This window comes from Caproiciproducens sp. NJN-50, from assembly GCF_004103755.1.
Lineage (GTDB): Bacteria > Bacillota > Clostridia > Oscillospirales > Acutalibacteraceae > Caproicibacter.
Genome location: NZ_CP035283.1, coordinates 2,062,345 through 2,085,170, shown reverse-complemented (window position 1 = coordinate 2,085,170; position 22,826 = coordinate 2,062,345). Strand labels below are relative to the sequence as shown.

The 22,826-nt window shown below is 54.6% G+C and carries 19 protein-coding genes; 10 read left to right on the top strand and 9 right to left on the bottom strand.

Going from position 1 to position 22,826, the window contains the following annotated elements:
* Positions 1–17: 17 nt before the first annotated feature.
* The 10 genes from EQM14_RS10020 to EQM14_RS09975 all read left to right on the top strand — a co-directional run bounded on the left by EQM14_RS10020 (position 18) and on the right by EQM14_RS09975 (position 11,036).
* Positions 18–1,475: a 4-hydroxyphenylacetate 3-hydroxylase family protein gene (locus EQM14_RS10020; RefSeq protein ID WP_128742800.1), complete on the top strand. Its 1,458-nt coding sequence runs from the start codon at positions 18–20 to the stop codon at positions 1,473–1,475.
* The gene (locus tag EQM14_RS10015) at positions 1,468–2,223 is read left to right on the top strand and encodes an SDR family NAD(P)-dependent oxidoreductase (RefSeq protein WP_128742799.1); all 756 of its coding nucleotides are present in this window, start codon (positions 1,468–1,470) and stop codon (positions 2,221–2,223) included. The genes EQM14_RS10020 and EQM14_RS10015 overlap by 8 nt, the downstream gene beginning before the upstream one ends.
* Positions 2,223–2,549, top strand: a complete 327-nt coding sequence (locus tag EQM14_RS10010; RefSeq protein ID WP_128742798.1) for a hypothetical protein — start codon at positions 2,223–2,225, stop codon at positions 2,547–2,549. The genes EQM14_RS10015 and EQM14_RS10010 overlap by 1 nt, the downstream gene beginning before the upstream one ends.
* Before the next feature lie 124 nt (positions 2,550–2,673).
* A complete protein-coding gene (gene acrB / locus EQM14_RS10005; RefSeq protein WP_128742797.1) occupies positions 2,674–3,474 on the top strand; it encodes an acryloyl-CoA reductase electron transfer subunit gamma in 801 nt (266 codons plus the stop codon).
* Between the two features lie 20 nt (positions 3,475–3,494).
* Entirely contained in the window at positions 3,495–4,601 is a 1,107-nt protein-coding gene (gene acrA, locus EQM14_RS10000) for an acryloyl-CoA reductase electron transfer subunit beta (protein WP_128742796.1), read from the top strand.
* Between the two features lie 31 nt (positions 4,602–4,632).
* On the top strand, positions 4,633–8,157 hold the full coding sequence (nifJ, locus tag EQM14_RS09995) for a pyruvate:ferredoxin (flavodoxin) oxidoreductase (RefSeq protein WP_128742795.1): 3,525 nt from the start codon (positions 4,633–4,635) through the stop codon (positions 8,155–8,157).
* A gap of 87 nt (positions 8,158–8,244) precedes the next feature.
* Positions 8,245–8,691, top strand: a complete 447-nt coding sequence (gene fabZ / locus EQM14_RS09990) for a 3-hydroxyacyl-ACP dehydratase FabZ (RefSeq protein WP_128742794.1) — start codon at positions 8,245–8,247, stop codon at positions 8,689–8,691.
* Between the two features lie 19 nt (positions 8,692–8,710).
* Positions 8,711–9,571: a 3-hydroxyacyl-CoA dehydrogenase family protein gene (locus EQM14_RS09985; protein WP_128742793.1), complete on the top strand. Its 861-nt coding sequence runs from the start codon at positions 8,711–8,713 to the stop codon at positions 9,569–9,571.
* Positions 9,572–9,745: 174 nt separating this feature from the next.
* Positions 9,746–10,255, top strand: a complete 510-nt coding sequence (locus EQM14_RS09980) for a MaoC family dehydratase (protein WP_128742792.1) — start codon at positions 9,746–9,748, stop codon at positions 10,253–10,255.
* A 16-nt stretch (positions 10,256–10,271) separates the two neighbouring features.
* The gene (locus tag EQM14_RS09975; protein ID WP_128742791.1) at positions 10,272–11,036 is read left to right on the top strand and encodes an IclR family transcriptional regulator; all 765 of its coding nucleotides are present in this window, start codon (positions 10,272–10,274) and stop codon (positions 11,034–11,036) included.
* A gap of 358 nt (positions 11,037–11,394) precedes the next feature.
* Here the strand turns inward: EQM14_RS09975 and EQM14_RS09970 are convergent, their stop codons facing one another.
* The 9 genes from EQM14_RS09970 to EQM14_RS09930 form a co-directional block, all read right to left on the bottom strand.
* Entirely contained in the window at positions 11,395–12,762 is a 1,368-nt protein-coding gene (locus EQM14_RS09970) for a transglutaminase-like domain-containing protein (RefSeq protein ID WP_128742790.1), read from the bottom strand.
* Positions 12,763–12,809: 47 nt separating this feature from the next.
* Positions 12,810–14,216 (bottom strand): serine hydrolase domain-containing protein, encoded by a 1,407-nt coding sequence (locus EQM14_RS09965; protein WP_128742789.1) that lies wholly within the window; start codon positions 14,214–14,216, stop codon positions 12,810–12,812.
* A gap of 4 nt (positions 14,217–14,220) precedes the next feature.
* Positions 14,221–15,297 (bottom strand): mandelate racemase/muconate lactonizing enzyme family protein, encoded by a 1,077-nt coding sequence (locus tag EQM14_RS09960; protein WP_128742788.1) that lies wholly within the window; start codon positions 15,295–15,297, stop codon positions 14,221–14,223.
* The gene (locus EQM14_RS09955) at positions 15,294–16,310 is read right to left on the bottom strand and encodes an ABC transporter ATP-binding protein (protein ID WP_128742787.1); all 1,017 of its coding nucleotides are present in this window, start codon (positions 16,308–16,310) and stop codon (positions 15,294–15,296) included. Before EQM14_RS09955 ends, EQM14_RS09960 begins: the two co-directional genes overlap by 4 nt.
* Entirely contained in the window at positions 16,310–17,299 is a 990-nt protein-coding gene (locus EQM14_RS09950; protein WP_128742786.1) for an ABC transporter ATP-binding protein, read from the bottom strand. Before EQM14_RS09950 ends, EQM14_RS09955 begins: the two co-directional genes overlap by 1 nt.
* Before the next feature lie 14 nt (positions 17,300–17,313).
* On the bottom strand, positions 17,314–18,228 hold the full coding sequence (locus EQM14_RS09945) for an ABC transporter permease (protein ID WP_128742785.1): 915 nt from the start codon (positions 18,226–18,228) through the stop codon (positions 17,314–17,316).
* On the bottom strand, positions 18,228–19,160 hold the full coding sequence (locus tag EQM14_RS09940; RefSeq protein WP_128742784.1) for an ABC transporter permease: 933 nt from the start codon (positions 19,158–19,160) through the stop codon (positions 18,228–18,230). The genes EQM14_RS09945 and EQM14_RS09940 overlap by 1 nt, the downstream gene beginning before the upstream one ends.
* A gap of 96 nt (positions 19,161–19,256) precedes the next feature.
* Entirely contained in the window at positions 19,257–20,855 is a 1,599-nt protein-coding gene (locus EQM14_RS09935; RefSeq protein WP_128742783.1) for an ABC transporter substrate-binding protein, read from the bottom strand.
* A 393-nt stretch (positions 20,856–21,248) separates the two neighbouring features.
* Positions 21,249–22,652, bottom strand: a complete 1,404-nt coding sequence (locus tag EQM14_RS09930; RefSeq protein WP_128742782.1) for a Sapep family Mn(2+)-dependent dipeptidase — start codon at positions 22,650–22,652, stop codon at positions 21,249–21,251.
* Between the last annotated feature and the right edge of the window lie 174 nt (positions 22,653–22,826).

Genomic DNA, 22,826 nt, shown 5'->3' with positions numbered 1-22,826 from the left:
GAAAGGAATAAAGCACTATGAAAACAGGCGCCGAATATATGGAGGCTCTGAAAAAACTCCATCCGACCGTCTACTTTAAGGGAGAAAAAATCGACTGCGTGGTAGGGCATCCTTTGGTTCAGCCGCATATCAATGCTGCCGCGACCACTTACGACATGGCCCATGAAATGGAGTATGAAGATCTGCTGACCGCCACCTCTCATTTGACCGGCGAAAAAATCAACCGGTTTACACATATCCATCAGAGCACGGACGATCTGATTAAAAAAGTCAAGATGCTGCGTGCAATCTCGCAGCGGACGGGTTCCTGCTATCAGCGCTGCGTCGGGATGGACGCTTTGAACGCGACGTATTCCGTTACATACGATATTGACCAGAAATGCGGGACCGATTACCATGCCCGTTTCAGGGAGTTTCTGAAGTACATTCAAAAAGAGGACCTGATGATTGCCGGTGCGATGACGGACCCGAAAGGGGACCGCAGCCGTTCGCCCAGCCAGCAGGATGATCCCGATATGTATGTCCATGTTGTGGAAAAGAACGACAAAGGAATCGTCATCCGCGGGGCGAAAATGCACATGACCGGAATGGTGAATTCCTTTGAAATGCTGATTATGCCCACGGTTTCATTAAAACCGGAGGAAAAAGACTACGCGGTCGCCTGTGCGGTTCCCGTGGGTGCGAAAGGCGTTTTCCACATTTTCGGGCGGCAGACCAACGACGGCAGAAAATTTGACGTGATGGACCAGGGAAATGTCAACTACGGTGTGGTCGGAGGAGAATGCCTGACGGTGCTGGAAGATGTGTTTGTCCCGTGGAAGCGCGTGTTCATGTGCGGTGAAACGGAATTCTCAGGCAGCCTTGTGGAGAGGTTTGCTTCCTACCATCGCCAGAATTACGGCGGCTGCAAAGGCGGGCTGGCGGATATCATGGTGGGCGCCGCGGCCAGTCTGGCCGATTACAGCGGAACGGCCAAAGCCGCGCACATCCGGGACAAGGAAGTGGAAATGATCCACTTGACGGAAACTCTCTACGCCTGCTCGCTGGCCTGTTCGGCGGACGGCAGCAAACTGCCCTGCGGCTCCTACTATGTCAATCCGCTGCTGGCAAATACGAGCAAGCAGAACGTGACGCGCTTTATTTATGAGATTGCGCGGCTGTCCCACGACATTGCGGGAGGAATTCTGGCGACCATGCCCAGCGAGGTTGATTTCAACGATCCGAAACTCGGACCCTACGTAAAGAAGTACTTAAAGACCGCGAAGGATGTTTCCGTGGAAGACCGCTACAGGATGCTTCGCTTGCTGGAAAACATGACCGGGGGTACGGCTTTGGTCGAGAGCATGCACGGAGCGGGCTCTCCGCAGGCACAGCGCGTGATGCTGACCCGCCAGGCGAATTTGGAGCGGAAGAAAAAACTGGCGCAGCGTCTGGCCGGCATTGAGGAAGAACAGAAGGAGAAAAAAGATGTTTGAATCGAAAGGAAAAATCGTATTGGTGACCGGCGCCACCAAGGGGATCGGCGCTGGAATTGCGGAAGCCTTTGCGCAGAACGGCGCGGATGTTGTGATTGTCAGCAGAAATCAGGCGGAATGCGAAGCTGTTTCCGCGGATTTATCCCAAAGGTTCGGGGTGCGGACTTATGCTCACAGCTGCGACGTCACAAAGCTTTCTTCGATTGAAACGCTGGTTTCCGACACCGTGAGAGAATTTGGAAGAATCGACGTTTTGGTCAACAATGCCGGTGTGGCCGTAACAAAGCCTGCGGTCGAACTGACGGAAGAGGATTGGGATAAGGTCCTGAATACGAATTTAAAGGGCGTATTCTTCCTGAGTCAGGCGGTCGGCAAAACCATGATCGAGCGAAAGGCCGGCAAAGTGATCAATGTTGCATCAATGTTCGGACTGGTGGGCGACAAGGGGATTTTGCCCTATCTGTCAAGTAAAGGCGGAGTCCTTCAAATGACGAAGGGTCTCGCGCTGGAATGGGCCAGGTACAACATCCAGGTAAACGCCGTTGCGCCCGGCTACGTGATTACGGCTCTCAATGGCAAGATGCTGAACACGGACGTCATTCGGGAGAAGATTTTTGCCAAAACTCCGCTGAGACGATACGCTGAAGCGAAGGAAGTCGCGGGCACGGTGCTCTACCTGGCTTCCGACGAAGCTTCTTATGTGACAGGCTCTGTTTACTCGGTGGACGGGGGCTGGACCGCGCAATAATGGAACAGTTCCTCCTGTTGGAAGTAAAAATGTGCGGCAACTGCAATCCGGTCATTGAATCCTCAGAACTGGTCAGGAAAATTGCCCGGGATTTGCAGGTGAAGGTCATTCCTTATCGGCAGGCCCCCGCTCAGGCGTCCCTGATCGTCAACGGGTGTGAGACCGGATGCGTGGATGAGTCGATGGACCCGAGGGCCGTCCATATCCGAGGATACTATCTGAACGGGAGCCCCTGTGTGGGGGAGTCTGAACTGCTGACAAAGGCGGAGAAACTGCTGAAAGATCAGATTTTCGGCAATCAGGAAAAAGAAGGCCGTCTGCCGTGAAAAAACCCTGACCGTAGCAAAGGGCAGAAAGACAGGCGGGATCTGCCGGCTATTTTGTAACCGGCGTGTGTTCCGAAAACAGGACAGGATGATCCGATCCGCAGAAGACAGAAAGGATACTACGATGAAAATTATTGTATGCGTGAAGCAGGTCCCGGATACCTCCGGAGCAGTGGCCGTCAATCCGGACGGAACCCTGAACCGCGCTTCCATGCAGTCTATTATCAATCCGGACGACAAAACCGCGATGGAGGCCGCCCTGAAGCTGAAGGACGAAACCGGCTGCCGGGTAACGGCCGTCACGATGGGGCCGCCGCCCGCGGCTGAAATGCTCCGGGAGCTTATGGCCATGGGCGCCGACGACGGAGTACTGGTTTCATCCCGTGAGTTCGGGGGGTCCGACACCTTCGCAACGGCTCAGATTCTCGCTGCGGCGGTAAAGCACCTCGGGGTGGAAAAGGATGATATCGTCCTGTGCGGCCGGCAGGCGATTGACGGTGATACCGCGCAGGTGGGACCCCAGGTTGCCGAAAAGCTGAATCTGCCTCAGGTGACCTATGTCTCTGAAATTCATAAATCAGACAGTACTGTCACCTGCCGGCGAATGCTGGAGGACGGTTACATGACGGTCCGGGTTCAGACCCCCTGCCTCCTGACCTGCATCAAAGAGCTGAACGAACCGCGCTATTTGAGCGCGCGCGGCATCTTTGAAGCGTACGGTAAACCGATGTCGGTTTATGATTACGAAACGCTGAAGGATGATCCCCTGATCGATCCGACTACCATCGGACTCAAAGGCTCTCCCACCAATATCTTTAAATCCTTTACGCCGCCCCGAAGAAGCGCGGGCGTCATGTTGGAGGGCGCCGACAGGAAGAGCTGCGAAAAACTGGCCGGAATCCTTGCAAGCAGGCATTTCATCTGATGGAAGGGAGAAAAGCAACCATGTCTACGTTTCAAAGCAGCGATCTTGCCGCTTTCAAAGATGTATGGGTATTCTGCGAACAGCGCCGGGGGAAGCTGATGTCCACTGATTTTGAGCTGATTTCCGAAGGCCGTAAACTGGCGGATGAATTGGGCGTCCAACTGTGCGGACTGCTGCTTGGGGATCAAGTGGAGGGAATTGCCGGTGAGCTGGGCGGCTATGGGGCCGACCGGGTGTTCGTCTGCGAATCTTCCTGCCTGAAAGAATACACCACCGACGGTTACTCCAAAGTGATCTGCGATATGATAATGGAATTTAAGCCGGAGGTCATGCTCTTTGGAGCCACAACCATCGGGCGCGACCTGGCACCGCGCTGTTCCGCCCGTCTTCACACCGGCTTGTGCGCCGACTGTACTCATTTGGACGTCGATGTTTCTCAATATCTGGATTTTCTGCGGTCTGCTTCCACGCTGGATGTGGACGGCATGAAGCTGGACGCCGAAGACCGGAACCTGAAGATGACCCGCCCCGCCTTCGGCGGACATCTGATGGCAACCATTATCTGCCCGCGCTTCCGTCCCGCCATGGCGACGGTCCGTCCCGGAGTCATGAAAAAAGCTCCATTCGATCAAAACGGGGCGGACCACTGTGAAATTGTAAAACCGGCGGTAAAGCTCGAGAGGGAGGATCTTCATACCGAGGTCCTGGAGGTTGTAAAGGCCGCCAAAAAGCTGGTGGACCTGATCGGCGCGGATTACGTCGTTTCCGTGGGTCGCGGCATCGCAAAAGATGTTCCGTGCGGAATCAAGCTGGCGGAGGAGCTTGCCGCCGAACTGGGCGGAGTAGTAGGAGGGTCCCGCGCGGCCGTCGATTCCGGATGGCTGTCCCAGGACCATCAGGTGGGGCAGACGGGAAAAACGGTGCATCCGAAGGTTTATGTTGCGCTGGGCATCTCCGGCGCAATCCAGCACAAAGCAGGCATGCAGGATTCCGAGTGCATCATTGCCGTCAACCAAAATGCCTCCGCGCCTATCTTTGAAGTGGCGGATTACGGGATTTCCGGCGACCTGTTCCAGGTCGCGCCGATGCTGATTGAAGCAGTCCGCGCCGCTAAAGCCGCCAAGTGAACTGAGAAAGAAATTTATTTGAGGTGAAAATATGAGTAAAAAAACTGTCGTGATGGACGGAAATACAGCGGCTGCGTATGTCTCGTATGCTTTTACGGAAGTAGCCAGTATTTATCCCATCACTCCTTCCTCCCAAATGGCTGAAATTGTTGATGAATGGGCAGCCAACGGCAAAAAGAATCTGTTTGGCAACACGGTAAACGTCATCCAGATGCAGTCCGAGGCGGGGGCAGCCGGTACGGCGCACGGCTCTCTCCAGTCCGGCGCCCTGACGACCACTTATACCGCGGCGCAGGGTCTGCTGCTGATGATTCCTCCCATGTTCAAAATAGCGGGCGAGTTTCTTCCCGGCGTCTTTCATGTTTCCGCAAGAACAATCTCCATGCACGCGCTTTCCATCTTCGGCGATCATTCGGACGTAATGGCCTGCCGCATGATCGGGTTTGCCATGCTTGCCTCCGCGAACCCACAGGAAGCGATGGACATGGGCGCTGTCGCTCACCTGTCCGCCATCAAGGCCCGGCATCCTTTTCTGCATTTCTTCGACGGATTCCGTACTTCTCATGAAATGCAGAAAATCGACGCTCTCGATTATGAGGACCTGCGGCCTCTGGTTGATTACGATCAACTGCAGGCTTTCCGCAAAAACTCCCTGAATCCGGAGCATCCGTCCACCAGGGGGACCTCCGCCAACCAGGATATCTTTTTCCAGTGCAGAGAAGGCTGCAACGAGCATTATGACGCGATCCCCGACACTGTTCAGGGCTACATGGATGAAATCAATCGCCTGACCGGACGCAGCTATGGCCTGTTCGACTATTACGGCGACCCGGAGGCGACGGAAGTCGTCATCGCGATGTGTTCCGTGACGGATACCATCAAGGACACGGTGGACTATCTGAACGCGCAAGGCAGAAAAACCGGCATGATCGCGGTCCATCTGTACCGCCCGTTCTCCGCAAAGCATTTTCTGAAAGCGCTGCCTGCTACGGTGCGCAAAATTGCCGTTCTGGACCGCACAAAGGAACCGGGTGCGAACGGTGAGCCGCTGTACCTCGACGTGAAAGGCGTGCTTGCGGACTCGGACCGCCGGATCGAAATCGTGGGCGGCCGCTACGGCCTCGCCTCGAAAGACACCACTCCCGGCCAGATTGTGGCGGTGTACGATAACCTGACGAAGGACGAACCGAAAAACAATTTCACCATCGGCATTGAGGACGATATTACGTTCACCTCCCTTCCTTACGAGGAAATCAACCTGAACCAGCAGGGCGTGACCAGCTGCAAGCTGTGGGGAATCGGCGGCGACGGCACGGTGGGAGCGAACAAGAACTCCATTAAAATCATCGGCATGAACACCGATCTTTACAGTCAGGCGTATTTCGCCTATGACGCCAAAAAGTCCGGCGGCCTGACGCAGTCCCATCTGCGCTTCGGCGATACGCCGATCCGCGCTCCATATCTTGTCGGGCATGCGGATTTTGTTGCGGTGCATGATCCCTCCTATCTGAATAAATATGAAATCGTCAAGGACCTGAAGCCGAACGGCGTTTTCCTTTTGAACTGTCCGTGGGAGGAACAGCAGTTGGAGAGTCACATTCCCGCGAAAATGAAGAGGGAACTCGCCCAAAAAAACGCCCGGTTTTATACCATTGACGCGACCGGAATCGCAAGGGAAATCGGATTGGCCAACCGGACCAATACGGTCCTGCAGGCAGCCTTTTTCAAACTGGCCGACATCATTCCCATTGATGTCGCGGTCAGGGATATGAAGAAGGGAATTCATAATACCTATTACGCGAAAGCCGGGCAGAAGGTCGTGGATATGAACTGTGCGGCGGTGGACGCGGGCATTGTCCGCATCAAGCAGATTGCGATTCCGGAAGCATGGCTCCATGCGGAGGAAGAAAAGAAAGCGGAGCCCGCAATGCCGGACTTTATCAGGGAAATCGTGGTTCCCATGAACCGTCAGGAAGGCGATTCGCTTCCGCTTTCCACGTTTAAAAAATTCGGCTGCTTCGATGGCACCTGGCCCAATGGGACGACGCAATGGGAAAAGCGCGCCGCGGCCGTGGAAGTTGTGGAATGGCATCCGGAGGCCTGCATTCAGTGCAACCGCTGCTCCTTCATTTGTCCTCATGCGGCAATCCGGCCTGTTCTTGCAACGGCGGAAGAACTGGAGAACGCTCCCAAAGGTTTTGTCACGGTTCAGGCCAAGGGCGCGGGGCTCGAACAATATCAGTACCGTATGCAGGTTTCTCCTTACGACTGCATGGGCTGCGCGAGCTGTGTGAACAACTGCCCCGCCAAGGGCGCTTTGGAGATGAAGCTGACGGAATCCCAATTGCCGGAACATGAAAACTGGGAATTCGGCATCGAAAAGGTGTCTTTGAAAAAAGATGCGTTCAACGACAGAACCGTAAAATCCAGCCAGTTTGCCAAACCGTACTTCGAGTTTTCCGCCGCCTGCTCCGGCTGTGCGGAAACCCCATACATCAAGCTTGTTACGCAACTGTTCGGCGACCATATGTATGTGGCCAACGCTTCCGGCTGCTCCTCGGCATACGGCGGCGCCCTTCCGGCAACGCCGTACTGCACGGATCAAAAGGGCCGCGGCCCCGCATGGGAACAGTCCCTGTTTGAGGATAACGCGGAATTCGCGTTCGGCTATCTGAACGGACACGAAGCTGTTCATCAGGAGCTGGCGCTGAAGGCGGCGGAGCTGATGGATGCCGGTATTGCCGTGAAGGAATGCGGAGATTATCTGGAAAACAAAGAAGATTCCGCAAAGACCAGAGAAGTTTCCAATGTGATGACTGCGGCATTGGAAAAATGCCGGCCGCAGGACGGCGCGCAGAAGCAGGCGCTGGAGTATATTTTCAACAATAGGGAATTTTTAACGAAAAAAAGCGTTTGGGCTTTCGGCGGCGACGGCTGGGCGTATGACATCGGTTTCGGAGGAGTCGATCATGTTCTGGCCTCCGGACGCGACATCAATCTGCTGGTCATGGATACGGAAGTGTACTCCAATACGGGCGGACAGTCTTCCAAGTCCACCAGCACGGCGGCAATCGCGAAGTTCGCGGCCTCCGGCAAACGCGTCAAAAAGAAGGACCTGGGCAGAATCGCCATGAGCTACGGCTATGTCTACGTCGCGCAGGTCGCGATGGGCTATGATCCGGCCCAGACCTTGAAAGCGATTCGGGAAGCGGAGGCGTATCCCGGCCCGTCTCTGGTGATTTGTTACTGCCCCTGCATCATTCATGGAATCCCCAAGGGGATGTCTAACAGCCAGATTGAAATGAAGCGCGCCGTGGAAGCGGGATATTGGCAGCTTTACCGTTACAATCCGCTGTTGAAGGAAGAAGGAAAAAATCCGTTTACGATGGACTCCAAAGCACCTACGGGTGATTTCCTGGAATTCCTCCGTTCAGAGAGACGGTTCGCGGCACTTGAGTATTCTTTCCCGGAAAGAGCAAGGGAACTTTACAAAAAAGCGGCGGCGGACGCGAGAGAACGTTATGAAACCTATGTGAAGCTGTCGGAAGAAAAATAATTGAAATGGCGATGAGGGGAACCCGGCTCCCTGCCGAGACTGGAGGGCCGGTTTTCCCGAACCGTTTCAGGGAAAGAAGATGGAAAAATGCTGGAAAAAGATCCGGTAATGAATCAGGAATCTGTTATGAGCGTGCTGCCTCATCGCAGTCCCATGCTGATGATTAATGAAGTATTGACCCTCGCCCCGATGGAAAGCATTGAAGCAACCCTGTATATAGACCCGGCATGGGAAATTTTTCAAGGCCATTTCCCGGGGAATCCGGTCTTTCCGGGCGTTCTGTCCGTGGAATGCATGGCTCAGGCAGCCGATATTATGCTGATGACCGCGGAGAGATATAAGGGAAAGACTCCTTTGCTTGCCGGTGTTGATGGGGCGAGATTTTATCAGAAAATCGTCCCCGGCAGTCATGTGACGGCCAAGGTGAATGTCGCAAGGGAGAACGCTGAAAAAGCGGTTGTTTCCTGTAATGCGGAACTCTACCTGGATGAAAAACTGGCGGCGAAATGCACCGTAACTTTAGCCATGCGCTAAGGAAAGAGGAGAAGAGAGGATGGCAGTTCAAACCATCGGCGTGGTGGGCGCCGGAACAATGGGGCGCGGAATCGCGCAGGCTTTTGCTCAGAACGGTTTTTCCGTCGTGTTTTACGCAAGGCGGGAAGCCGGTGTTCGGGAAGGATACGACTATATTGTCAGTATTCTTGCATCCCTCGTTAAAAAAGGAAAACTGACGGAAGAAAAAAGGAACGAGACGCTGGACAGAATCCGGATCACGACAAACCTCGAAGATCTGAAAGATGTTGATCTGATCGTGGAAAGCGTTGCCGAAACTCTTTCGGTCAAACAGGAGATGATGCGGAAGCTGGAAGGGATCTGCCGCAAAGACACGGTTTTTGCCACCAACACATCCAGTATCAGCATCAGCGCAATCGCGTCGTCCATTGCTGCGCCGGAGCGCGTGTGCGGCATGCACTTTTTTTATCCGCCGGCCATGATGCCGGTCATTGAGATTGCCGTGGCGCGAAAGACAGCACCGGAAACGGTCCGGACGGTCCAGGATATCGTAACTTCCATCCATAAGACGGCCATTGAGGTCCAGGAGGCGCCCGGGTTCGTTTTCAACAGGCTGGTGATCCCCCAGATCAACGAGGCGGCTTACCTTTTGATGGAGGGTGTCGCCACACGTGAGAATATCGATTCCATGCTGAAACTTGCAGCTTCCTATCCGATCGGTCCATTGGCTCTAGGAGATATTATCGGGTTGGACGTGTGTCTCTCTATTATGGAAGTATTGCAGAAAGAGCTTGGGGAAGACAAATACCGCCCGTGCCCCCTTCTGCGGAGGATGGTCTATGCGAATGAACTTGGTAGAAAGACCGGCAAAGGCTTTTATGAGTATGATTCCCGAAAGTAAAATTATTAAAGTTCTGAGAAAGATATCTTAACAATAATGTAAAAATATGATATTATTTCTTTATTGAAGAAATGAAAACCTACGATAACTTTAATAGCGTTTGAATTCTAATTTTCCATATAGAATGGCCATAATGAACCGGGCTGACAAAACAATAAAAGGAGAAACAGGAATATGGAAAATCCAAACCCGGACGCGTCGAAGCATAAGGAAATTCCGATCTGGAATGCGGAAAACTGGTTTTTTGAGGACATAAAGATCGGCAGACGGATCCGTTCCATCCGCCGCACCATCAGCGAAGGCGAATGCATGCTTTTCAATGGTATGGTCATGGACTACCACCCGTATGTGGCTGACGAACTGTTCGCAAAAAACGAAGGCATCTTCGGCCGCCGGCTTGTGGCGGGCGCCATGGTGTTCAGCCTTGGCCTGGGACTGGTGGCCACCAACTGCGTGAACGCTTTCAGCTATGGTTACGACCAACTGCGTTTTATAAAACCGGTATTTATCGGCGACACTATCTATACGATAAAAACCGATCTTGAGAAAACGCCGAAATATAAGGACATGGGTGTATACCGGGCAAGCTACGAGGTGTTCAAGGAGAAAGGCGAACTGGTTCTTTACTGCGAGCATATACAAACGGTAAAATATCGTCATCCTGAGAATTTTGTAATATCCTAATGAAGGGTTGTTGCTTATGGCAAGAGAGAAAGTATCCAGCATTTTACGTGCGCTGCAAGTTTTGGAATGTTTCATGGATAATAAAACCGAGTGGACGCTCAAGGCTCTGGTCGATACATTGCATATGCCGACAACGACCGTTTTCCGCCAGATTTCCACGCTGATGGAGCGCCAGTATCTGGAGCAGGACCCGGTCCGAAAAAGCTACCATGTCGGCCCCAGGCTTCTCCTGCTCTCCAGTGCCATTTTGGGACAGTCTGATCTGCGGAGCATTGCCCGCCCCGAACTGGAGCGTCTCTCTGCCACAGTGGAAGAAACCATTAACTTGAGCATTCTTTTAGGTCATGATATCGTCTATCTGGATATCGTCGAAACGCATCGTTCCGTGGCATGCACCACCAAGATCGGCAGCCGGGAGCCCGCTTACGCTTCCAGTTCCGGGAAGGTTATGCTGGCCGCGCAGAGTGAAGAATATCTCAACGAATATTATGATTGGATTACTGCGGTCAAACCTATGACCCCGAAGACCATTACGGACCCAAATCAGCTGCGCGAACAGCTGATCCGCGCGAAACTCGACGGTTATGCCATGGACAACGGCGAGATTGAGGCCGGCCTTATGTGCTTCGGCGCGCCGGTTTATGGCCTGGACCAGAAGGTTATTGCGGCGGTCAGCATAGCCGGCCCTAACTACCGGATGAAAAAGGAACGCGAAATGATGATCGCCGAGGTCAAGAAAACAGCGGGAAGAATCTCCTGCCTGCTGGGCTACTGCCCATAATCAAAGTCGCTTATTTCCTCTTTACGGTAATAAATTTATTTTTCGGAGAACTGCGCCATAATAAATGCTTACCAGCACGGATGGGCTCCGGCTTTTGCTTTTATTCCGCATGTTTGTTTCGATGTCTTTTTCTTTTATGCTAATATGCTAAAAATCCTTCCTGTTTTAAGGCTGAGGTTGGTCGACCGCAGCCTTAAAAACAGGAAGGATTTTTTCTGTCCATAGCTTAAGCTTTTTGCAGCCTGGCATAGTAGTCCGGAGTTGTAAGTTTCAGAGGGGACCCATCCTTTGCTTGCGCGTCGGATGGGCCCTTCGACAAGCGGAGATGTTCCGGCTCACCGGGACATCTGACCGGCGATTAGAGAATCTCTCTGATTTCCAATGCCTCGTGGACCGTTGTAAATTGCCCGCTGCGCAGGTGCCCGCCGGCATAGGCGACCTCGCCGTCCTGATTATCGTATGGGTCGCTGCGAAAATGTCCGGTCGGCATGGAAAACTCATGCTGAAATTCTGAGGCTGCGGGGATTCGGAACGGGTCCAGATGACCAAAATAGAATTCACGGCGTTCCGGCGCCCCGTTTCGGAAGGCGGTCCCGCCGAACGAGCAATCCGCGAACAGCCAGCCGTAGGGCGCGATATAAAACTGTGCCCAGTCATGGTTGCCCACATCGTACGGCGTCGCATACAGGCCTGACTGCCAACGGGCCGGGATCCCGGAGATCCGGCAAAGGGTGATGAACAGCAGAGCCTGGATCCCGCAGTCCCCCTTGAGCCCGGATGCGGCATAGGAAGTAAGGTCGTCAATGGTGCTGTAGCTCCGGACAAAGGAATACATCACGCGGGAAGTGATAAAATTGTAGATTTTACGCGCTTTGAGCAGCGGATTCTTTTCCTCCCCGACGATTTCTTCCGCAAGCGAGCGGAGATAAGGGGTGAAATGAATGTGCGGAAGAAGTTCTTCCGTGTAAAAAGCCGGCTGTGCGTCCAGCACTTTTCCGAAATCCAGCTCCCGGTAGATCATGTGGTTTTCAAATTCGTATTCGACGGAAAATTCCATGCCCTTTTTCAGAACGGTTTCAAAGCAGACGGTCCGCTGCGGATACTCTTTGGGCGCAATTTCCACAGGGCCCGGAGAGGCGGAGAGGAGATGGAAGTTTTCAACCTGCGCGTATTCGACCGGAATCGGCAGATGAACCTGGATTTTCTCCCCGATCCTCTGTGCCTCTTCCGCGATCCGGATCGTGCTTCGAATGTGAAAAGAGTAATTCAGCCGGCCGTTTTTCTTCATTTTTGCGATGACGGAATCCAGAAGCTGAAAGTTTTTTGTTCTCCCTGCCTGGCTTTCCGGGAAAAGATTGCGGCCCGCCAAGGCCGGGCGCGTCTTAAACAGATTGTCCAGAAAAAGCCTGTGGAAACGGACTTTGCCGTTTACATAAATCCATTCCGCCGCATTGTCCTCCCAAAAGGTTTCCAGCTCCCCATTCCGGAAATCTTTCAGGTTCCGGCGCAGCATGTCCTCCGCTTCCTCCCAGGAATAGGGATAGTCCTCCGGGATGCGCAAAAGGATCTCCTTTTCCAACTCAAGCCTCTTTCTCAGGGCGAGCGGAAGATCCGTCTTCAGCCTCCGGTCAATTATTTTTTGTAAAAGCTCAAAATCCCCGTGCCCTTTCATTTTCTGAATGTCTTCCGGCAGGGGGACGGTCAGATACTGTAAATCAGAATACACGCTTATTCCTCCTTTGCCGTCGATTTTTCTCGGCGGCGGGGCAAAGATCAGCCGCGTTTGGGGAAAATGCGGCTCCCGTATTGGGCGCCCCAGACCCCGCGCTCTTCGTCGGAAAAGATCTGAAGAAAAGTATCGCCAAAAGGCTTCCTCACCAGCGCCTTATCCGGGCTGACCGGCACGGCGGAAAGCTCCTTTCCGTTCAGGCGCATTCCAAGGCTCCCGTCTTTTTCATAAAGGGTAAATGTGTCTCCTTCTCCGGAACGGTAATCCCCGCCGACCTTTCCGATCCACTCGCCGGACCATGGGCGGACGGGATATTCGATCCTCCGCTCTTCCGGCTCCTCCCCGTAATACATGCTCAGGGCTGCTTTTGCAAGATATCCGACGGGGACATCCATCGTGTTGCAGAGGACGGCAACCCCGACTTCACCGTCGTCCGACCACAGAAAATGCGAGGAAACGCCCGGCAGGCTTCCGCCGTGCCCATGCGCCAGGAACGGCCCGACTCTGCTTTCTTCCAGCCCATAGCAATAGTAGGCCTCCGGCGATGCATACTGACGCGGTTTGCACATTTCACGGATCGAGTACCGGCTCGCGATCTTTGCGCCGCTTAAACCGGTACCGTGGTTCAGATACATGCAGATGTATTTGGAAAGATCCGCAATCGTCGATTTCATCGCTCCGCCGCCGTTCAGGACAAAAGCGTTGTTATGGTAGTCGCGGTCGGCCCGCAGCGAGCCGTCGCCCTGCCAGCTGTAAAGGACGCTTGCGTTTTCATCCCGCGCGGGTCCGACAAAACTGCAGCCGCTCCGCGACATGCCGAGAGGCTGCAGAATGTGCTTCTCAAGGTATTCGGCGAAGGATGCGCAGTCCCCCTGCGTCCGAATGATATCGGAAAGAAGGGCGTAGCCGTCGTTGCAGTAGCTGAACCGTTCTCCCGGCCTGCCGATGAAATCGGTCTGCGCGTCCAAACGTTCCGCCACCAGCCGGACCCCCTCGTCGGCAAGGGAACGGAGATAGGCAAAATCCCCGTCCCGTTCCTCTATGGCACCGATCTTTTCAGCGACCCGATCGATCAGGATGCGGGGAAGGGGGAAATAACCGCCGCTGTGGCAGAGGAGGTGCCGCAACCGGACGGGCTCAGTCCGATTTTTTCCGGTAAAAGAGGGGATGTAGCGGCTGACGGGGTCGTCCGGACGGACGATTCCCTTTTCCGCCAACTGAAGCATCGAAAGGCTTGTAAAGGACTTGGTAACCGAGGCCAGGCCGAAGATGGTGTCTCGGTTCACCGGCAGCATCTTTTCCCGGTCGCGATACCCGAAGAAGCCCTCGTAAAGAGGCTCTCCATGCTTGCCGACAACCGCGGCCGCAAGCCCGACGGCGCGGCCGGAGTCCAGCACCCGCGCCGTCAGCCGCTCGAATTTGTCCTGAAAATCATTTGGCATATGGTTCATGAGATCAATCCTCTGTAAGACCCAGAAATCCAAATCCGGGCTTCTCCGGCAGAACCAGGCGGTTTGCTTTTTCGATCTGCATCCCGCCCCGGAGGGGAAGCCTGCTCAGGCTGAACGTGCAGTCGAGGTCCGCGCGGGTGATGTTCTTTAAGGCGGCTCCCAGGCTTGCCGCGGCGGTCACGCCGACATTGGTCTCTTCAACCATGCAGCCGAGCATGCATGGAATTCCGGCGGCTTCGCAGATGTCGTTGATTTTCAGCGCTTCCCGGATGCCGCCGCATTTCATCAGCTTGATGTTGACTACGTCAACCGCGCGGCGCTCGACAAGGCGAAGTGCGTCGGCTGACGTAAAGCAGCTTTCGTCCGCCATGATCAGCACGTCGGTATGCTTCGTAACATATTCCAGACCCGCGATGTCGTGATAGGGCACCGGCTGTTCCACCAGCTCAAGATCATACTGATTCAAACGCTCAATGATGCGGACCGCCTCTTTCGCGGACCAGCCCTGGTTTGCGTCAACGCGGATTTTTACATCGGGACCCACTGCTTCGCGAATTGCCCCGACGCGCGCAATGTCTTCGTCCGCCCCGGTTCCCACCTTGGTTTTGATGGTGCGAAACCCCTTTTCCACCCATCCTTTCGCCTTGGCCGCCATGGTTTCGGGCCGGTCGATTCCAATCGTGATATCCGTCTCGATGGAGTTGCCGAACCCGCCCAAAAGCCGGTACACCGGAAGCCCCGCCTTCTGGCCCAGCAGATCGTAGCAGGCGATGTCGATGGCGGCCTTTACGCTGGGGGCGTGTGCCTGAGAGCGGTTCATCGTGCTGTGCATTACTTCCAGATCGGTCGGATCGAGCCCGATCAGGTCTTCCTTCATGAGTTCGATTCCCTGCGCCGTGCCGGCCAGATTTTCGCCGGTGATCAGGATTCCGGGGGAGCCTTCGCCGTATCCGACATTTCCTTCGTCCGTCTCCACCGAAACAATGGCGCTTTTCGTGTGAGTGATCGCTCCGAGTGAAATATGGAACGGTTCAGCCAGAGGAACCTCCATCGTCCGTACTTTTATGTTGGTAATTTTCATCTTGTCTTTTCCTCCTCATTTTCACGGTTGCAGAAATGACACGCGCAGCAGTGCCCATTGCCGTAATCTTTAAATTCCGGCGCCTTTTCACTGCAGATGGGCTGCGCCCGGTAGCAGCGGGTGTGGAACACGCAGCCAGACGGCGGATCGGCCGGGCTTGGCAGATCCCCTTCAAGGATGATTTTCTTCCGTTTCTCCCTGCGGTCCGGAACCGGTATGGCGGAAAGCAGCGCGGTTGTGTAGGGGTGAAGCGGGCGGTCGTAAAGATCCTCTTTTCGGGCCGATTCCACAATGTGTCCCAAATACATGACGATAATCCGGTCGGAAATATGCTTGATCACGCTCAGGTCGTGGGAGATGAACAAATAGGCCATCCCCATCTCTTTCTGCAGTTCCTTTAAAAGGTTGATCACCTGCGCCTGGATGGAAACGTCCAGGGCCGAAACCGGCTCGTCGCAGACGATGACGTCCGGCTGAAGGACGATGGCGCGCGCAATCCCGATTCGCTGCCGCTGACCGCCGGAAAACTCGTGCGGATAGCGGTTGTAATACCTGGTGTTCAGGCCGACCCTCTTCATCGTCTCCAGGACGCGGTTCCTCGTCTCTTCCCTGTTCAGATGAAGCTGGATTTCCAGCGGTTCCGCAATCACCTCGCCGATGGTCATGCGCGGATTCAGGGAAGCGTAGGGGTCCTGAAAGATGATCTGCATTTTGCTTCTCACGTTCCGAAGCTCTTTTCCCCTGAGCCGCATCAGGTCCCGGCCCTCGAAGATAATTTCTCCGCCGGAAGGCTCAATCAGGCGAAGCGCGGAGCGCCCCATGGTGGATTTGCCGCATCCCGATTCCCCGACGACGCCGAGCGTCTCGCCGGCGTTCAGTTCGAAACTGACGTCATCCACCGCCTTTATGAATTCTTTTTTGCCGGAGAACGGGGAGCTTTTGCCGGAAAACCATTTTTTCAGATGGGATACCTTCAGAATCGGTTCGCCCGAACTCTTTTTTTCCGGGTCCATTATGCTTCCTCCTTCCATTCGTTCGTATACCGGAAGCATCGGACCTTCCGTCCGTCCACGTCGGTCAGGCCGGGCATTTTTTCCCCGCAGATTTTTTTTGCCATGGAACAGCGGGGGCAGAAAGCGCAGCCCCTGGGCATGTCGTCGAAACCGGGCACCATTCCCGGAATCGTCCGCAGGGTTTCGACATCCTGGTTCAGCTTGGGGATGCAGGCCATGAGCCCGATGGTGTACGGATGAAGCGGCCTCTCGAAAATCTCGTCCGTGGTGGCCTGTTCCACCACCTTGCCGGCGTACATGACCATGACGTCGTCCGCCACTTCGGAGATGACCCCAAGGTCATGCGTGATCATAATGATGGAGGAACCCGTCTTTTCCTTCAGCTCATTGATCAACTCCAGAATCTGTGCCTGAATGGTGACGTCCAGCGCGGTTGTCGGCTCGTCGCAGATCAGAAGCTGCGGGTTGCAGGAAAGGGCCATGGCAATCATCACCCGCTGCCTCATGCCGCCCGAAAGCTGGTGCGGGTATTCGTAAAAGCGTTTTTCCGGCAGCGGAATCCGCACTAGCTTCAGCATTTCAACCGCGCGCGCTTTCGCCTCGCGCTTGCTGATCTTTTCATGCAGCAGCAGGGCCTCCGTGATCTGTTTGCCAACGGTGTAAACCGGGTTGAGGGAAGTCATCGGCTCCTGGAAAATCATCGCGATCTTCTTGCCGCGGATCTGTCTCATCTCGTCTTCCGTTTTATCCAGAAGGTTTTCTCCCTCAAATAAGATCTCTCCGCCTTCGATTTTCCCCGGAGGCGTTTCGATCAGCCTCATGACGGAGAGGGAAGTGATGCTCTTTCCGCACCCGGATTCCCCAACGATGCCAAGGGTTTTGCCCTTTTCGACCCGGAAGGAGACATCGTCGACGGATTTGACGATCCCCGCGTCCGTATGGAAATAGGTCCTCAGATTTTTCACTTCCAGCAGTGCTTCGTTTTTCATTTTTCTCCCTCTTTTCAGGTGCGAAGCTTGGGATCCAGCGCATCGCGCAGGCCGTCGCCGAAAATGTTGAAGGCGATAACGGTGATCATGATCGCGACGCCCGGCATGATGCTGTAAATGGGCAGGAAGCCGATTACGGCCTGCGCCGCGCTGATCATGTTTCCCCAGCTCGGCGTGGGAGGCTGAATGCCAAGCCCCAGAAAGCTCAGGGACGCCTCGTACATGATCGCATTCGGGATTCCCAGCGTGACCAGAACGATAATGGTGGAGAGGCAGTTGGGAATCAGGTGCTTCACAATGATCCGGAAGGAGGTGCCGCCGCTGGCCCGGCTGGCCTCCACGTATTCCTTTTCCTTCAGCTGAATCACGGAGCCGCGGATCATGCGCGCCGTGCGCACCCAGGTCAGCAGCCCGAGGGCGATGTAAAGGTTCAGAATGCTTTTGCCCATGAAAGTCATGATGGCCATGGCAAAGATGAGGTCGGGGAACGCCGAGAAAATTTCCATCACGCGGGAAATGATGGAGTCCACGACTCCGCCGAAATATCCGGCGATGGCACCGAGCGTGACGCCGACCACCGAAGCCAGAAGCTGCGCGAAGATCCCGATGCTGAGCGAGACCCTTGTGCCGTAAATGATGCGCGACAGGATGTCGCGCCCGTATTCGTCGGCGCCGAGCAGGTGTTTTGAGCTTGGCCGGGCGAGGACGGATGCGTAATCCTGATAATCCGGATCGAACGGGGCCACGACCCGCGCAAAAATCGCGACCAGAATCAAAAGAAAGATGACGGCAAGGCACAGCATGGCCGCTTTATTCTTTCGAAAGCGCCTCAGGCTGTCTTTATAATAGCTGGAATATTCCATTTTGCCGCTCAGGACGTCTTCTTCAAACTTCTTCTGTTTGCTGAAAAAGGAAAAGAATTTCTTCATCACGCGGCCCCCTTCCCGTAGCGGATTCTCGGATCGATGAATGCGTAGGAAATATCGACCAGGAGGTTGACCGCGACAAAGACCAGAGCAATATACATGACGGTTCCCTCCAGCAGGGGAAGGTCCCGGTTGCTCATGGAATCGACCGCAAGCTTGCCGATGCCGGGAATGGAAAAGACCTTCTCGATCAGCATCGATCCCGTCAGCATGTTGCCAAGCTCGGTCCCGACCAGCGTGATGATTGGGATCATCGCGTTTTTCATCGCATGGTGGATGATCACAGCCTTCCGCTTGGCGCCCTTTGCGCGCGCCGTGCGGATGTAATCCTGCTTAATGACGTCCAGCATGCTGGTGCGCGTGATGCGCGCAATGCTCCCGGCGTAGCGGGTCCCCAGCGCGATGCTCGGCAGGATGTAAGCCGCCGGGGTGTCGAACCCGGAAATCGGCAGAAGGTTCAGCTTCAGTCCGAAAATAATCTGAAGAATAATGGCGATCCAGAACGAGGGCGCCGAAACGCCGACGATCGAAAGCGTCATCAGGGAGGAATCAAGCGCTTTGCCGCGATAAAGCGCGGCAATCATGCCGCAGGAAATGCCGATCACGACGGCAAACACAAAGGAAAGGGACGCCAGCTTCAGCGTGACATGAAACGCGCGGTTCAGAGCGAAAAGGACGGGTTCCTTCGTAAAGTAGGAATTGCCAAGATCCATGTGGATCACACCGTTGACAAAATTCAGGTACTGCTGCGGAAGCGAAACATCCAGGCCGAGCTGATGCCTCACCGACGCGATGGTCGCGGGGTCGGCGCGGCGGTCCAGCATCAGCGAAACGGGATCGCCCGGCACGACCTGGAGAAGGAGAAACGTTACCAGGCTGATTCCGAGCAGGACCACGGCGGTCTGGACGATTCTTTTGGATATGTAGGAAACCATGAAATTCCCCCTTCAAACGGAATTTGGCTATGGCATCGCAATTGGAATGCCATAGCCATTGAAATTGCCTGCTATTTCAGAAACCGGCTTTCCCTGTCAGCCGATGTCGGCTTTTGAGAAATCCATGCGGTTGTCGGAATTGATTTCAAAGCCGGTTACCTTCGGATTCAGCAGATAGAACTTGGTCTCGTTAATCAGGGGCGCAATTGCAAAATCCTGGCGGGTCAGTATATTTTCGGCCTGTACGTAAATTTTCTGTCTTGCCGCGCTGTCGTCGGTCTTAACCCCGTCTTCCATCAGCTGTTTAAACTGGGCGTTGTGCCAGAAGCTGGAAACCAGATCGGCACGGTTGTCGCTGACCGGATACAGCATGCTGTCCGGGTCGTTATAGTCCACGTACCAGTTGCTGACGCTGCAGTCCATGCCGCCGTTCTTTTTCATGTCGGACCATGCGGCGGAATCCACGGGTTCGACCGTCACATTGATGCCGGCCGCCTTGGCTTCCTGCTGGAATGCGGTGGCGATGGATTTGCCGAGGTTGCTTTTCGTGTTGACCGTTACGCGCAGATTATAGCCGCTTGCATAGCCGGCGCTGGCCAGCAGGGACTTTGCCTTCGCCGGGTCGTAGGCAAAAGCCTGCGCGCTGGAATCGTGGCCGGTCAGACTGGCCGGAATGAAGGACGTGGGAACCGATGCCGTACCGTGAAGGACGCTGTCGCAAATGGATTTGCGGTCGATGGCCAGAGAGATTGCCTCGCGGACCTTCGGGTCCTTGATCGTCTTAACATTAAAATTGAAATAATAACCGCCGGCCTGCTGGAAGCTGTGAATCTGATCTTTCAGAGCGGCGTTGCTGGAGTACACCGGGTAGAGGGAGTTGTCAAGGTCGACAAAATCCACGTTGCCCTTCTGATATTCCAGAACCTGGGTGTTGGGGTCTTCGATAAACTTGTAGCTGATTTTATCGATTTTCGGCGCCCCGCCGTGATAGTCGCTGAATTTGGAGAACTCGGCTCCGGAACCGGCGGTGTAGCTGTCCAGCTTGAACGGGCCGGTTCCGATCAGCGTCTTGAGGCCCCAGGTATCTCCGGCGGCTTCGCAGGCGGCTTTGGGGTAAATCGCCGCGTAGGGAGTGGACAGGACCGAGAGGAACGGCGAATACGGTTTTGACAGCGTGATGGTAAAGTGGGTGTCGTCGACGACCTTGATGCCGGAAAGCTCGGTAGCTTTGCCGCTTTCCATCGCATCGTAACCCGCGACATACGCCATCAGGCTGGCCATCTTCTCTTCCTTCACCAGGCGTTCCAGGGAGTACTTGACATCGCTGCTGGCCAGCGTCGTTCCGTCGTGAAATTTCACGGATTTCAGAGTGAAGGAATAGGTCAGCTTGTCCTCGAAAAGCGTAGGCATCTGGTCTAGAAGAAGCGGGGCCAGCGAGCCGTCTTTTTGAGAGGAAATGAGAGATTCGGCAACATTATCCGTTAGGCGCATGATAATGCTGTATGTATTCTGCTGCATATCAAGCGGTACCTGCGGATCCACGGCCGCAATGCGGATGGTTTTGGTTCCGGCGGAAGCCGTGGACGATCCTCCTGCCGACGAAGAAGCCGGAGCAGTTTGCGCGCCGCTTCCACAGCCCGCAAGCAGACCGATGATCAAACTTGCGGATAACAATACTTGCAATCCCTTTTTCACAAAAATAACCTCCTTGATACGAGATAAGACAGTGGGAATATGTCCCGTTTCGACACCCAAAATCTTTTTTCGTAAGTTTACCAAACATTATACTATATAATTTTGAAATGCACAAGAAAAAGATGATTTATTTAATTTATTAATTTTTTCTTTTAAATTCAGAGCATTTTGCTGTGAAAATGATTCATATTTTAATCAAACCTGCAAATCAATCTTATAAAAGTATATCAAAGAGACTACTTTTTGTTTTAAAGCGATATTGTTCGCCGTGAAAAATTCTTCGCGATTGCGACAAAACGCCGTTTGGGCGTAATCCCAGGCGGCGTTTTATCGCGATCCAACAACGGGGGCTCGAACTGTCGTTTGGAAAGAATGTTTGGAAGAAGTGTCTGTTTATGAGCAAAGATCGATGATGGCCTGTGCGAAAATCTCAGCGCCGAGCAGGAGCTCTTTCACAACGGCGAATTCATCCGCTCCGTGCATACGGTTCTCTGTTCCGGGCATCGAACAGCCGAAGCCGACCCCGTTTTTCAAGTGATGGCAGTAGGTTCCCCCGCCGATCGCGACGCATTCTCCCTTCCGGCCGGAATACTGCTCATAGCAGCGGAGCAGCGTGCGGACGAACGGCGAATCCGCCGGTACGTGATGGGCCGGCGACACTTCGGTCTTTTCAACGTTCAGGCCGAGTTCCGCGGCGCGCGCGAAAAACTTGTCGCGCAAATTTTCGTTGGTTGCGCAAACCGGCGTGCGGCCGTCGAAATAAGCCTTCAATCCGGTTGGACCGTATTCAAACAGGTCGAGGGCCAGAGTCAGATCCCCTGAGATTTCGTCCCGCATGGCAACTCCCGCGGCTGTGCCGGACCAGTCGCCGTGCGGGAACAGAGCGTTCAGCGAGCGAAGGGCGCGCAGGCTTTCCGATTTCGGCAGAGGCAGGCCGGTCAAAAAAGTGATCAGCCCGGTGACCGCGTTGTTTCCGCCCCCCGGAGTGGAAGCGTGCGCACAGCTGCCGTGCGCCGTAACGCGGATCGTTTCCCCTTGTCCACGAAGCTCGAACTTCACGCCGGTTTTTTCCTCGGACCGCCGCGCGCACGCGGAGGCCTCCGCCGCCGCGATGCCCTCCAGCACGGCTTCCGCGGTGTCCGGGACCACGTTGTTTTTGACGCCGCCGTGTGCCGAAACAATGCGCGGCAGGGAGAAGGCTTCTTCCCAACCTGCTTTTACCCAGGTGCCGAAGCGTCCCTTTTCAATATTGATGACCGGGAAGGCCGCATCCGGAGAAAAAGTCATGGGGGCTTCCGGCTCATGCTGATAATAATAGGCCATGTCGGAGCTTCCGCACTCCTCGTCCCCACCGAGCACCAAACGCGCGTTTTTGGTCAGCGGCACGCCGAGGTCGCGCACGGCCATCATCGCATAAAGAGCCGCGACAGCCGGGCCCTTGTCATCCGCGGCACCGCGGCCGTAAAGCCTTCCGCCCTTCAGAAGAGGCTCGAAGGGCTGCGTGACGGTCCAGCCGTTCCCGCCCGGGACGACGTCCAGATGTGCGAGAATGTCCAGCTGGCGGGGCTTGCCGTTCAGGTCTATCGTGATCACGCGGTTTCCGTGACGGCCGACGGAAAAACGATGGCTTTCCGCGAGCTTTGCCGCGGCCTCCATTGCCTTTGCCGGGCCCTCGCCGTAGGGCATGCCTTCTTTCGCTTCGCCTTTGTCGCTTGGGATTCGAACCAGCGTGCAGATGTCGCGGAGCATTTCCTTTTCATGTTCGCTGAAATAATTTTCAATTCGCTTTTGATCCATTTGTGCCGCTCCTTACCTAATCCAAAATTGATGGAAATGATTTTTCACGCAGTTATTTTATCACAGCCGGTGCTTCTTTTGCAAAGGTTTCCGGCCGAAGAGAGATGTCTTTTCTTTTTTCCGGCTTTCTGATATAATAACGGTTACTGAAAAATAACAGAGTGAAAGGCAACG

What these genes read in the sequence shown, in the direction of transcription:
- EQM14_RS10020 (WP_128742800.1), top strand. Translation starts at nt 18, where the DNA reads ATGAAAACAGGCGCCGAATATATGGAGGCTCTGAAAAAACTCCATCCG.
- EQM14_RS10015 (WP_128742799.1), top strand. Translation starts at nt 1,468, where the DNA reads ATGTTTGAATCGAAAGGAAAAATCGTATTGGTGACCGGCGCCACCAAG.
- EQM14_RS10010 (WP_128742798.1), top strand. Translation starts at nt 2,223, where the DNA reads ATGGAACAGTTCCTCCTGTTGGAAGTAAAAATGTGCGGCAACTGCAAT.
- acrB (WP_128742797.1), top strand. Translation starts at nt 2,674, where the DNA reads ATGAAAATTATTGTATGCGTGAAGCAGGTCCCGGATACCTCCGGAGCA.
- acrA (WP_128742796.1), top strand. Translation starts at nt 3,495, where the DNA reads ATGTCTACGTTTCAAAGCAGCGATCTTGCCGCTTTCAAAGATGTATGG.
- nifJ (WP_128742795.1), top strand. Translation starts at nt 4,633, where the DNA reads ATGAGTAAAAAAACTGTCGTGATGGACGGAAATACAGCGGCTGCGTAT.
- fabZ (WP_128742794.1), top strand. Translation starts at nt 8,245, where the DNA reads ATGCTGGAAAAAGATCCGGTAATGAATCAGGAATCTGTTATGAGCGTG.
- EQM14_RS09985 (WP_128742793.1), top strand. Translation starts at nt 8,711, where the DNA reads ATGGCAGTTCAAACCATCGGCGTGGTGGGCGCCGGAACAATGGGGCGC.
- EQM14_RS09980 (WP_128742792.1), top strand. Translation starts at nt 9,746, where the DNA reads ATGGAAAATCCAAACCCGGACGCGTCGAAGCATAAGGAAATTCCGATC.
- EQM14_RS09975 (WP_128742791.1), top strand. Translation starts at nt 10,272, where the DNA reads ATGGCAAGAGAGAAAGTATCCAGCATTTTACGTGCGCTGCAAGTTTTG.
- EQM14_RS09965 (WP_128742789.1), bottom strand. Translation starts at nt 14,216, where the DNA reads ATGAACCATATGCCAAATGATTTTCAGGACAAATTCGAGCGGCTGACG.
- EQM14_RS09960 (WP_128742788.1), bottom strand. Translation starts at nt 15,297, where the DNA reads ATGAAAATTACCAACATAAAAGTACGGACGATGGAGGTTCCTCTGGCT.
- EQM14_RS09955 (WP_128742787.1), bottom strand. Translation starts at nt 16,310, where the DNA reads ATGGACCCGGAAAAAAAGAGTTCGGGCGAACCGATTCTGAAGGTATCC.
- EQM14_RS09950 (WP_128742786.1), bottom strand. Translation starts at nt 17,299, where the DNA reads ATGAAAAACGAAGCACTGCTGGAAGTGAAAAATCTGAGGACCTATTTC.
- EQM14_RS09945 (WP_128742785.1), bottom strand. Translation starts at nt 18,228, where the DNA reads ATGAAGAAATTCTTTTCCTTTTTCAGCAAACAGAAGAAGTTTGAAGAA.
- EQM14_RS09940 (WP_128742784.1), bottom strand. Translation starts at nt 19,160, where the DNA reads ATGGTTTCCTACATATCCAAAAGAATCGTCCAGACCGCCGTGGTCCTG.
- EQM14_RS09930 (WP_128742782.1), bottom strand. Translation starts at nt 22,652, where the DNA reads ATGGATCAAAAGCGAATTGAAAATTATTTCAGCGAACATGAAAAGGAA.